The sequence below is a fragment of the Stieleria varia genome, assembly GCF_038443385.1.
GTDB classification, from domain to species: Bacteria; Planctomycetota; Planctomycetia; order Pirellulales; family Pirellulaceae; genus Stieleria; species Stieleria varia.
The window spans coordinates 1,764,565-1,778,047 of the sequence record NZ_CP151726.1; the positions used below are offsets into that span (position 1 = coordinate 1,764,565).

1 protein-coding gene (cut by a window edge) is annotated in these 13,483 nt (G+C 58.8%); it reads left to right on the forward strand.

What is annotated here, in order from left to right; genetic code table 11:
* Positions 1 to 13,483 carry the start of an Ig-like domain-containing protein gene (locus Pla52nx_RS06245; RefSeq protein WP_231741926.1) on the forward strand. Its footprint extends 28,421 nt past the window's final position, so 13,483 of the gene's 41,904 nt are visible here — the first part of the coding sequence; the start codon lies at positions 1 to 3; its stop codon lies off the right edge, out of view.

The window sequence follows — 13,483 nt, forward strand, 5'->3', positions numbered from 1 at the left end:
GTGCGACGCGCTCGCGAGGCTCGACGAAAGCTCTCACAAGGCTTGACGCGATTGCCGTTTGAAAAGTTAGAAGAACGGACGATGTTGGCCGCCATCACGTGGGACGGTGGCGGTGATAATGCGAGTTGGAATGATCCGCTGAACTGGAGCAGTGACACGCTGCCGACAGCCGTCGATGATGTCACGATCGATGACGGCTTGGCTGATTTGCAAATCACGGTCGATCAGAATATTCACGTCCAGTCGATCACGACGACAGAGCATTTGATCGTCGATGGTGTCGAAGTCCGTACGGCGTCGTTGATTGCCGATCAGTTGACGTTGGACGCGGCGACACTGGTACCGGTTGATGGTCAGTCGCAATCGGTGAATGTCCAAGACACGATGACGGTGACAGGGGCGGCAAGCCAGTTCGTGATTTTGGGTGCAATCCAAGTCAGCGGCGATTTGTATTTGGAGTCCGGACTGACGCTCACTGCCGATGGAGCGGATGCGTCATTGTCGTCGACCGCTGCGGTGGACGTGGATGGTGTCTCTCTCGTCGCGATCAATGGAGGTTCGATCTCCTTGCCCGGAGTGGTGAGCTATCGGCATGGTTCCACCGGTAACAACCAGCAACGCCAGATTCGTGCCGAGGGTGTCGGCAGCGCGATCGATCTTTCCGGAGTCACCGCGATCATCGGCGGCACGCACAGCAACGCGGACCTGCGATTGCAAGCGATCGGCGGTGGACGGCTGGACTTGAGTTCGGCTGTCTCGATCAGCGATCCCTTCGACGGAAATTTTCAACTTCGCAGCGTCTCTGTTCTGGCGGACGGCGCGGACAGCGAAGTGGACCTGACGTCGCTGGAGAGTTTCGTAGATCACGACGTCGCTCCACGTAGCGGATTCAACGCGGGTGAGTACAGTTCGATCCGCTGGCAAGCAGGCGGGGACGTGATCGCGCCGGCGCTGACGCATTTGCAGGGCGTGGATGTGGCGTTTGGTGTGGGCGGAACGATGACGACCGACCAACTGGTCGGTGTGATCGATAGCAAGCTGGCGATCGATGGCCAAAACCGATCGTTCACCGGGTTGCAGTTCGCCCAAGATGTGGATTTGACGATCAGCAACGCTGCGGTGGATTTGAGCGAGTTGAGGGCGTTTCGTGATGGTTCGATCACGCTGTCGGTTGGTGCCAGCGCGGACTTGAGTTCGCTGGCCGAGATCGACGCCACGAGTTTGCAAGCCAGTGGTGGTGCCGTGATCCACTTGCCCGCCGTCACGGACTATCAACACGCCAGTACCGGAACGGGCCAGCATCGCACTTGGACGGCCACCGGAACAGGCAGCCGGATCGAGCTGCCCAATCTGCGATCGATCATGGGCGGCGAGCATTCCAACTCGCGGCATTTCATCAATGCGACCAGCGGCGGCGTGATCGATCTGTCATCAGTCGTTTCGATCGATGAGCAAAGTGACGGTAGTTCTGAGCAGCGATCGATCGAGGTAACCGCGACGGGTGCCAGCAGCCAAGTGCTGTTGAGTGATTTGCAGCAGTTCGTCGATCGCGACGTGGATCCACGCAGCGGATTCAACGCGGGCTTGTATTCCAAGTTGACGGCGACGTCGGGCGGTGTGATCGATGTCGGTTCGCTGGCCAGCGTTGCGGGCATTGAAGTCGAATTTGACGGCACAGGTTCGCTGGGTGTCGCCGGTGTGCAGCAGTCGACGGACTCGCGATGGTTGCTCAGCGGACAAGACAAGACGTTCGCGGCGTTGACGGATGCCCGTAGCACGGAATTTGTCATCGACGGCATGACGCTGTCGTTGCCGATGATCTCGACGCTCAGTCAGGGTGCGCTCGACGCGTCGGGCGGCGGCAGCGTGGTCGCGCCGGTGCTGAGCTCGATCGACGGGACGGATTTGATCGCGCGCGACGGCGTGGTGTTATCGCTGCCGGGCGTGACGCACTATCGATCGGCGTCGACCGGTAACAATCAAGATCGAACGTGGCTGGCCAGCGGTGCCGGCAGCCGGATCGAGTTGGCGAGTTTGACAGGCATCGTTGGTGGGACACACAACGACAGTGATCATTGGATTCAAGCAATCGATGGCGGCGTGGTCGATCTTTCGTCGGTGCAACAGATTTTGGACCCGGTGGACGGTGATACCCAGTTGCGTTCGTTTCAGATCACGGCAAGCGGCGCTGCGAGTACGGTGGACTTGAGCGGACTCCGTGAGTTCATCGATCGCGATGTGGCGCCCCGTAGCGGTTTCAATGCCGGGCAGTACTCGGTGATGAACGCGTCCGATGGCGGTGTGGTTGCCGCGGATTCGATGCTGCATGTGCGTGGTGTTCAATTGACGATGGATCAGGCGGGTGACCCCGCCGTGTCGACTTGGCAGACACTGTTGGATTCGGTGGTGACAATCGACGGACAGGCGATGGCGGGACAACCTGGTGTGTTTTCATCACTGACGACGGTCACCGGCACGACGATCGATTTGACTGCGGTGGCGGCGGAGTTTCCGTTGCTGCAGCGATTCGAGCAAAATGTTTTGTCCGTTGATTCTGGCGCGAGTGTTTCGTTTCCTGGCGTGACGAATATTGACGGCACGAGCTTGATGGTGGGTGGCGGAGCGGAGTTGGCGTTGCCGCTGGTGACGAGCTACGAGATCGATCCGTTGACGACTTACCAGCAACGCGTTTGGTCGGTGTCCGGTGCAGGCAGCAAGTTGGACTTGTCGCAGTTGACTTGGATTCGCGGCGGGCAACTTGAGGGCACGGAGTTGGCGGTGACGGCCAGCCAAGGCGGCGAGATCGATTTGAGCGGTGTGAGTCAGATCGTTGAACCCAGCGACGGCAGCGCGCTGCGTAGCCGATTCAGTTTCGTCGCCGATGGCGAAGGCTCTGTGCTGGATCTGGATGCACTGGGGAACGTGATCGACCGCGATGCGAACCCTCGCAGCGGATTTAACGCAGGGGTGTTCACGCAATTGGCGGAGAGTGGTGGCGGGCAATTGAACGCTCCCAGTCTGCAGACGTTGATCAATGTGGATTACGTCAGCGAAACGGGGGCGGGACAGTTTGACGTCAGCGGCGAAGGAGACAGTATCGGGTTGACCGGTTTTGTCGGCGTCACATCCACGGGTGATGCGCAAAAGGAGCCCGGTGGTGTACAGATCCAAGCCTCACAGCAAGGAGCCGTGGTCAGTTGGATCGGCGGCAGCGGTGATTGGACGACGGCGACGAACTGGGACACCGGGGTTGTGCCGGGCGTCGATGATGACGTGGTGATCGATGTTCCCGGCGTGACGATCTCGCTGACGGGTGATCAAGTCGTTCGAAGTGTCAACGGTGCCAGCAATCTGACGGTCGTCAGCGGTTCGTTGACCGTGCGTGGGATTTCGCAGTTGACCGGTGACTTGGTGGTGTCACCTGGAGCGAAGTTGACCGCAACGGGCTACGACGCTCACCTGATTTCTAGCGGAACGACGACGATCGACGGAGCGAGTTTGTCGGCGTTGTACGGAGGCGAGATTGATTTGCCCACCGTGACGGCCTATGACCATGCGGCGACCGGCAACAACCAAACGCGATCGTTTGTCGTTGACGGATACGGCAGCCGTTTGGGTTTGCCCGCGTTGCAGAGCATCGTTGGTGGTGCGTCATCCAACAGCGATATGATCTTGCGAGTTGTCAACGGCGGTGCGATGGAGTTGCCCTTGTTGCAAACGATCGATGACCCCGTCGGCGGCAATCAACAGCTTCGCTCAATCCAAATCATCGCCAGCGGGTTTGGCAGTCGAATCGCGTTGGACTCGTTGACATCGTTGATCGACCAAGACGTTGCACCCAGGAGCGGTTTCAATGCGGGAGAGTACTCGACGATCTCGGTGGACAAGTTCGCCAGTGTGGACGCGCCGCTGCTGACGACTTTGCACGGCGTCCAGTTGAGTTTGGACAAGTCCGTCCAGTTTGCGACGGCGCAATTGACGGATCTGCAACGAAGCAGTTTGAGTATGACGGGTGACGCGTTCGATTTCAGCGGGCTGACGCAACTGGTGGACACGGACGTGATCGTTCGCGGTGCGGCGTGGGATGCCGGTGCGCTGACAACGATTTCAGGTGGTTCATTGACGCTGCGTGGTGGCGCGACGGCAAACTTGGCATTGGTGACGTCGATCGACGGATTGAGCTTGAGTGTTCACGACGGCGTGACCTTGGATCTTTCATCGGTGGCGCAGTACCAACACGCTGGCGGCAGCAATGTGTATCGGGCTTGGCAAACCAGCGGGTCGGGGACGCGTATCGATTTGAGCGGGTTGACGACGATCACCGGTGGTGTCAATGGAAACACTCAGATGACGATCGCGACACGCTCGGGCAGCGAGATCGATTTGAGCGGTGTGACCGAGGTCGTCGATGGCACGGGTGGCAACACACAACTGCGTCGGATCTCGATCACGGCGACCGATCGGGGCAGCCTAGTGGATTTGCGATCGATGACACGATTTCAAGACAGTGATACGCATCCGCGTAGCGGGTTCAATGCCGGTTTGAGTTCTGAGTTGAACTTGATCAACGGCGGATCGATCCGACTGGACGCGATCACTGTCTTGGATGGCGTGGCGGTGACCGCGGACGCTGGCAGTCCTTTGTCGATCCACACGCTACAGCAAATGAACTTCAGCGAGTTGCACATCACCGGGCAATCCATCGAATTGACCGCGTTGACGCGAGTCAGTGAGTCGAAGCTGTCGGGTAAGGATGCATCGTTTGACATTCGAAATCTAGCATCTCTTGCTGGCAGCACGTTGGAGCTGCATCGTGGCAGCACGATCCGCGCGGATGTCTTATCCGGTTTGGACGGCAGTAGTGTGCGGGTGTTCGATGGGGTGCAGATCGAGTTTCCGCTGGTGACGAGCTACTCGCATGGGAGTACGGCGAACAGTCAGACGCGGGCGATTCGCGCGAGCGGAATGGGCAGCGTGATTCGGTTTCCCAGTTTGGCGAGTGTCACGGGCGGCACGCATTCGGGATCGGTGCTGGAGGTCTCGTCGCTCAGTGGCGGCGGGATCGAGATGCCGGTGTTGACCACGGTGACCGACGGATTGACCGGCAGCACGCAACTGCGTCGCGTCTCGTTTTTTGCTGATGGCCCAGGCAGCGAACTCGACTTGCGTTCCCTGCAGAGTTTCAGCGATGCCGACAGCGATCCCCGCAGCGGATTCAACGCCGGCTTGGCATCTCAACTGCATTTGACTCGTGGCGGCAGCATACGACTGGACGCGTTGGCGTCGCTGGTGAACGTGGAACTGCTGGCGGACGTGGGCAGCGTGGTCGGTGTCGGTCAGTTGACGGATGTGACGGATAGCATAATCGATTTGACGGGCGATCAAGCGATTTCGTTTTCGAGTTTGACGACTGCGGACGGTTCGGATTTTCGCTTGTCGGTTGATCAAGTCGACTTTCCGCTGCTGACGTCACTCCAAGCCGGCGAGATCACGTTGACCGACAGAGCCGTCGGCACCGCCGCGTTGCTGACGAACATCGATCGATCGTCGTTGATCGTGATGGACGGCTCAACGCTTGCGTTGCCGAGCGTGACGTCGATCACGATGGCAACGACGGGCAGCAATCAATCAGCGTTATTGCGCAGCGAAGGCGTGGGCAGCGCGTTGGACTTGAGCAACGTGGTGACGATCGCCGGAGGGCAGCACAACGGCAGCGTGCTGCGCGTCGAAGCAGTTTCTGGGGGCAGCGTCGATCTGTCGGCGGTGCAGAGTGTTGTCGAGAATGGCACCGGTGATCAACGGCATCGTCGGATCGAGTGGTTGGCCGAAGGCGTTGGCAGCGTGATCGATTTGTCGGCGTTGCAATCGTTCAGTGACAACAGCTCGGGCAGCTTGACCGGTGAGAACCGATTCTCCACGATCGAGTCTCGCTGGGGCGGCTGGATCGATCTCTCTGGTGACGATGTCACCCTAGCGGTCTTGCAAGGCGTGCATGTTACCGCCGGTCTGAACGGCACGATCGTCGGCAACACGCTGATCGATACACAGTCACAGTTCACCGGCCGGGGTGTGTTCGGGGATGCGAATCAGTTGAACCGTCTGAGCATCGCGGGACTGATGACGCCGGAAAGACAGTTGACGATCAATGGCGATTTGCAGTTGCTCTCCGGTGGCGTGCTGGAGTTTGGGATCGGCGGCTTGATCCCCGTCACAGAACACGATGTGGTGACGGTCAGCGGCGAGGTGGAATTCTCTGGCATCGTTCGAGTGGTTCGAGAGAACAGTCACACGCCGGTCGACGGCAACAGCTATCTCACCATGCAGTTTGGTTCGCGAACGGGGACGCCGGATTACGAAGGACTCGATTTTGGTGGCAGCGCCGTGATTTCACCGGAGTTGTCGGCGACGACGTTGGAATTCGTCAGCGGTTTCTCCAGCGGTGCCAGCGTGATCGCGATCGCAGCGTCGGATAGTGGCGTCGACGCGGACGGACCGTTCATTCGTGTCACATTCGACGAACCGATTGATCCGTTGGAGTTTACCAGTTCGGATGTTTCGCTGCTGGGACCGAGTGGTGTTGTTGGTTTCGAAGGTCCGTTGCCCATTGTCGGTTCGCCTGCGGAGTTTTTGATTCGTCCGCATTTGAATCAGTATGTCGACGGACAGTACACGATCATGATCGGGCCGGATGTGTTGGATTTCGTCGGCAATCCGATGAACCAAGACGCGGATCAACTCAACGGGGAACCCACCGAAGATCAATTCACCGGCAGCGTGACGTTGGCGTTGCCCGATTTGATCGTGCCCGATGGTGGGATCAGCTCGGACGCGTCAGGCTATACGTTTGGTGACTCCGCCGACGTGACTTGGCAAGTCCAGAATGCGGGTGTCTCGACCGCCGGCGGAAGCACTTGGACGGACCGGTTGTTTCTCTCCACCGATACGGTGTTGGATGCGTCGGACATTCTGTTGTCCGAGACGTTGCGTGACCAGAGTTTGAACGCGGGTGCGTCTTACACGGCAAACGAAACGGTGGTGTTGCCGTTACTCGCCGGACTTGATTCGGGCACGTATTACTTGCTGGTCCAGGTCGATGCCGATCAGCAGATCGCAGAAAGCGATGGTGCAGGCGACGACGCAAACGTTTTCGTCGGCGGTGCGATTGCCATGACGTTGCCGCCGTTGGTGGATTTGCGACCGACGTTGGTCTCCGGTCCATCGATCGGTCAGCCGCGGCAGACGCAGACGTTTTCCTGGACGGTGATCAATCAGGGAGACGAACCGACGGCGACGACTTGGTTTGATCGTTTGTATCTTTCGCCCAATGGGCAATTGTCGGGCAGCTATTTCATCGGCGGCTCGTTCAACACGCAATCGGTCGCACCGGGCGAGTCTTACACGGTGTTTGTCACCGCCGCTCTGCCCAGCAATTTGCCCGATGGTGAGTATCAATTGTTGCTGGTCACCGATGCGACGGCTCGCGTTTTTGAGGGGCCGTACGAGACCAACAATGAATTGTTGGGCGGCACGGTCACCATCACGCATCCTGATGTGGTGGTTCGTGATTTGGAGGCTCCCCTGTCGGCGGACTCGGGCAGCGAGATCACGGTCAGTTGGGAGTTCTTGAACTCGGGTTCCGGCGTTGCCACGGCTTGGCAGCAGCGATTGTATCTTTCCAGCGACCAGACCCTGTCGGGCGATGATCGTTTGATCGATGACTACCGCGTCGATGTTGCGTTGAACGTGGGCGCCAGTCGATTGCAGACTCGCGATGTGACGGTGCCGATCGATTTGCAAGGCGGCATGTACCTGTTGTTGCAAACGGATGCGCTCAACGAACTGGGAGAATTGAGCAGTGGCGAAGCCAATAATCTCACGACGCGTTTGATCGATTTGACGCTTTCACCATTCGCGGATTTGGTCGTCAGCGACGTGGCATCGCAAGGGGTGACGATCGGTGACCCCGCTTCGTTGGACGTGAGTTTCACCGTCACCAACTCGGGCAACGGTCGTGGACTGACGGACGAGTGGACGGACGCGGTCGTCTTGAGTGCCAATGAGATCGCGGGCGATGGTGACGACATCGTGGTCGCCACGTTCAATCACACCGGCGGTTTGGACGCCGGGCAATCGTACTCGATCGCTGAGACGATCAGCCTGCCGCCAGGGACCTCGGGGCGGTACACGTTGTTTGTTCGCAGCGACTATGACGACGTGGTCTTTGAGAACGGCTCGGAATCGAATAACGATCTGGCGCGTGTCGGCACTGTGGATGTGATGCCCGCTCCCAACGCGGATTTGGTGGTCGAGTCGATCGTAGCACCGCCACCGGTGATCGCGGGACAGAGCGTCGACGTGACTTGGACGGTTCGCAACACGGGGATCGGTGTGACCAATCGAGGCGACTGGTTCGATTTGGTCTTTTTGGCCAGTGATGCTGCGGGTCAGAACGTCATCGAAGGCACCGAGCGATTGTTTCAACACTTCGGCCAAGTCGCTCCCGGTGAAGCCTATGTTCGTACCGGTGAGTTCTTGATCCCAGACGGTTTGCAAGGCGACCATTTCGTCGTCGTCACCACGGCGGAAAAGAACGGACCGTACGAGTTCATTTTCACGGACAACAACACGACGGTCAGTGGACCGATCGACGTGACGTTGTTGCCTGCACCGGATTTGATCGTCAGTCAAATCGTTGCTCCCGTGTCGGCCCAGGAAGGCACGCTGATCGATGTGCAGTGGACGGTCGACAATCAAGGACTGGGCGTGGCGGAGAACGGATGGTCGGATCGTGTTTTCCTGAGACCGGCGGGCAATCCCAATGGTCAAGTCATCGAGTTGGGCGTGTTCGAGTTTCGTGACGCGTTGCCGGCGGGGCAAAGCTACGTGCGGAGTGAAGCGATTCGCGTGCCCATCCAATCGTCCGGCGTTTTTGACTTGATCGTGCAGACGAATCACGACGACGCGTTGTACGAAGGAGCCGGGTCGGCGAACAACGCATTGTCCGTTCCGATCACGTTGAACGTGTTGCCGCGAGCGGATCTGCAAGTCAGCACGATCACGATTCCCGATCGAATCGCCGCCGGAGCAACACTGTCGCCGCAGTTTGTGGTGACCAACCAAGGTGCCGTGGGGACCGGCAGCACACAGTGGGTTGATCGTGTTTATCTGTCGCTGGACACGCAGATCGATCAAGCGGACATTTTCATCGGCGAGTATCCCAACAGTGCGGCGTTGTTGGCCGGCGAGCAATACGTGACCTTGGCAGATACGATCGTCGTGCCGATTCGATATCGCGGCGATGTTTACGTTTTGGTGCAAACGGATTCACGCGACGCGATCGCGGAATGGCCGAACAACGAAAACAACTTGACCTATCAAGTGATCTTCGTCGAGCCCGAGCCGCTGGCCGACTTGGTCGTCAGCGACGTGATTGCACCGGAGCAAGCCGTCGCGGGCAGCGAGATCCCGGTTCGCTACACCGTCACGAACTTGGGCAGCGGTCCGACTCACGGTGACACTTGGGCGGAGAACGTTTGGCTGACCCGAGACAAGAATCGGCCTCACCCCGGTCAAGGAGACTTCCTGCTCGGTTCGTTGACACATACCGGTGCTTTGGATCGTTTCGGCGGCTACGAAACGACCACCACGATCACTTTGCCGAAAGACATCGAGTCGGGAACGTGGTACGTCACGCCATGGGTCGATCCATTGGACGCGATTCCAGAGGACACGTTGGCGGCCAATGAGAATCCGGACGACCCGACCAACCTCGACAACAACAACTACAAAGCACGCGAGATCCTGGTCATCGGTTCGCAACCGGATTTGGTCGTCTCTCAAGTCATCGCACCGACGAACGCCAGCGGTGGCGATACGATCACGGTCGATTGGACCGTCGCGAACTTGGGATTGGCCGATGCGGAGCCGGGCGGCTGGGTCGATCGGATCTATTTTTCAGACAACCCCGATCCGAATGCGGACGGCGCGGTGACGTTGTTGCTGGGTGAAAGGAAACGGACGTTGCCGCTGGCCGCAGGTGCATCTTACAGCGACAGCATGACGATCGATTTGACACCGTCGGCGGTTGGGCAGTACATCGTGGTGATCACAGATGACGAAGTGCCTGCGGGTGGCGGGATCGACCTGTCAGGGTTCTTTGGCGGATTGGCACCTCCGCCGGAGGAATTCTTCCCGGTGACGGAAGTCGATGAGACGAACAACGCGACGGCGGTCCCGACGGCGATCAACGCGTATCCGGCGAACCTGCGGGTCGTCGACTTTGATGTTCCATCCGTGAATTACTCCGGTCAAGAAATCACGTTCAGCTACACGGTGGAGAACGTGGGCAGCGAACCGCTTTGGTCGGGCACGAGCTACTGGAAAGATTTCATCTGGCTATCGGCCGACGACACGTTCATTCGCGAGCGTGCGTCCTACCTCGGCAACACCATCACGTCACCCGATCAAGTCATCCAGCCGGGCGATCGATACACGGTGACGCATACGGCGACGTTGCCCGAAGGCGTTGGCGTGGAAGGCGAAATCGTCGACTACTCGCTGTGGGTACACTTGGACGCGCACAACGATTGGTCGCCGCTGTTGTTTCCTTTTTTTGCCCGCGTGAACTTGACCGATTGGTATCCGGCTACCAGCGGAAACAACGACGATTGGCTCAGCCATTTCGACCGTTGGGCGTTCGAAGACCCCAGCGACAACGTGGCACGCGTGGACTTGCCGATCACGTATCAGGAAGCCGACTTGGTGGTCACTGATTTCCAAGTGCCCGCCGGAGCGACTTCGGGGCAAACCGTCACGGTGACCTACACGGTTCAAAACCAAGGCCAACGTGCAACACGTGTGAACAGTTGGACGGATCGCGTTTTCATCTCACACGATGCCTCGCTGGATAACTTTGATCATCAACTGGCGTCGGTTGCGCAAGGCGGCTATCTGCAGCCCGGTCAGACTTACACGGGCAACGTCGACGTGCGGATTCCGGATGGCATTGAAGGCGATTTTCATTTGATGGTGTTCGCCGATTCGGCTGCGCAGCGTGATCGATCGCGGCGTCCGAGCGATATTGGTTTTCAGCTCGTCGGTGTCGAGTTCGAAACACCCGGCTCGCTGGCTCCCTGGGATCTCGCGTCTCAAGCGGCTCGGGAATCGGCGCGTGGAAAGGTCAAGGAGTATCAGTTCGAGGGCAACAACCTGGCGGTTGCCCCGTTGCCGGTCACGTTGGCTCAGCCGCCGGACTTGCAAGTCACGCAAGTGGTCGCACCGCTGCGTGGCACGATGGGACAAGAAATCGAGGTGAACTACACGGTGACCAACCTCGGTGGCGATACCGTGGGCGGGCAAACCGAGTGGGTGGATTTGATTTACTTGTCACGCGACGCGTTCTTGGATCTGGACAGCGATCTGTATCTCGGCTCGCTGGCACACGAAGGCGGATTAGCGGCAGACGCGACCTATTCATCAGGACGAATGGTTTCGTTACCCACGGGTTTGTTGGGGCCGTACTACGTGTTTGTGATCACGGACCCCGATCGCGGCAGCGCGGAGGGCGATGTGTTCGAAGGAGCATTCGAGCGCAACAATGCTCTTGGCAGCGATTTGCCGATGGTGATCGAGTTGCCGCCGCCGGCTGATTTGCAAGTCACCAACGTGATCGTGCCCAGCGATGTTGTTGCCGGCGAGAACACGACGATCGAATTCACGATCACCAACACGAGCACGGAAACCATCACGGGCCGATGGTCGGACAGTGTTTATTTCTCCAGCGATGCGACTTGGGATTTGGGTGACGCGCCGGCGGGTTTGGTGGAGTTTCGCGGGACGCTGTTGCCTGGCGAAAGCTACACGTCGACGCTGGACGCCGTGACGCCTTCGTTGACCCCGGGGGCTTATCGGGCGATCGTCCGCGCGGACATATTGAATCAAGTCTACGAAGACGTCGCGGACAGCAACAACATCACCGCGTCGGCCGCGACGATGGAGTTGACCGCTCCGTTTTTGACGTTGGATGTGCCATTGCCCAGCACGCTGTCGACCAGTCAAACACGTTTGTTCGCGGTCAATGTGCCCTTTGATCGAACGCTGCGGGTCACCGTGATCGCGGAAGACGACTCGACACACGAAGTATTCTTGCGTCACAACGCGGCACCGACGATTCGTACCTTTGACAGCAGCAGCGGCGGGATCCTGTCCGAAAATCCCGCGGCGATCGTTCCGGCGACCGAAGCGGGGACTTACTACGTGCTCGTCCGCGGCTTTGCGACCGAGACGCCCGATGCGCCGGTCAAGATTCTGGCGGAGTTGTTGCCGCTGGCGATCACCGATGTGCAAACCGATGTCGGTGGCGATAGCCGCTATGTGACCACAACGATCAGCGGAGCAAGGTTTCATCCCGACGCCGTGGTGCGTTTGGTGCGACCGGGATTCGCCGAAATCTTGCCGGTGGGTCAGAACTATGTGTCGGCGTCCGAGATCATCGCGACCTTTGATTTGACCGATCAGCCGCATGGTCTGTACGACGTCCAAGTCATCAACCCGGGCGGCGAACTGGCGACCGTTCCCTATCGTTTTCAGATCGAACGAACGATCGAGCCCGAAGTCACCGTGGGGATCGGCGGTCCACGTTATATCTTCGCCGGGGACAACGGAACCTACAGCGTGGCGTTGCAGAACCTTGGCAACATCGACGCGCCGTACGTGAATTTCAACGTCGGCATTCCGGAACTTGGCATCAACGAAAACCTGCACAACCTTCGCTACACATTGCTGACCAACAACGTTCGCGGTGGGCCGGAGGGCGACCTTGCGGATTTGCCATGGGCGGAGTTGGAATCGGCGGTCAATACCGACGGCACAGTGACGGCGGGTGGTTACCTGTTTGATCAACCCGCGGACGGTTTCGCCGGATTCAATTTCCAGGTGCAAACGTATCCGGGTCTTCGTGAGTTGAACGACCACGCGTTTGAGGCGTTGAAGGCCAAACTCTACGAAGCGTTTCCTGAGTACGCCGAGCTGGACATCTTGGCGGACGGGCCGGCGGGTCTCGATATCATCTCGCCGGGGCTGTCTCTGATCTGGGAAGTTTTCGGGGCGATCCCGAATCTGTTGGAACAACCGTTGGTGCCGTTCCAGTTCCACGTCGTGGCATCAGCGACTTCGATGACGCGAGACGAGTTCTTGGCTCACTCGCTGGCCGAAGCCGACAGGTTGCGAGAAGGAATCATCGCGGACGAGAACGCGGATCCGGCGTTGGTGAACCTGGCGGGCGACGAGGATGCATGGCGGTCGCTGTACATCACTTATTTAACGCAAAGCGGTCGACTGCGTGCCGAAGACGCACCACCGACGACACGTCGTGATCAAGAGATCGCGAGCTTGATGGCGACGCTGGCCGGTGGCGTTTTGACCGGACCTGGCGGACAGCAAATCATTGCCACGGGCGACTTCAGTGACTTCTTTGACAACGTCC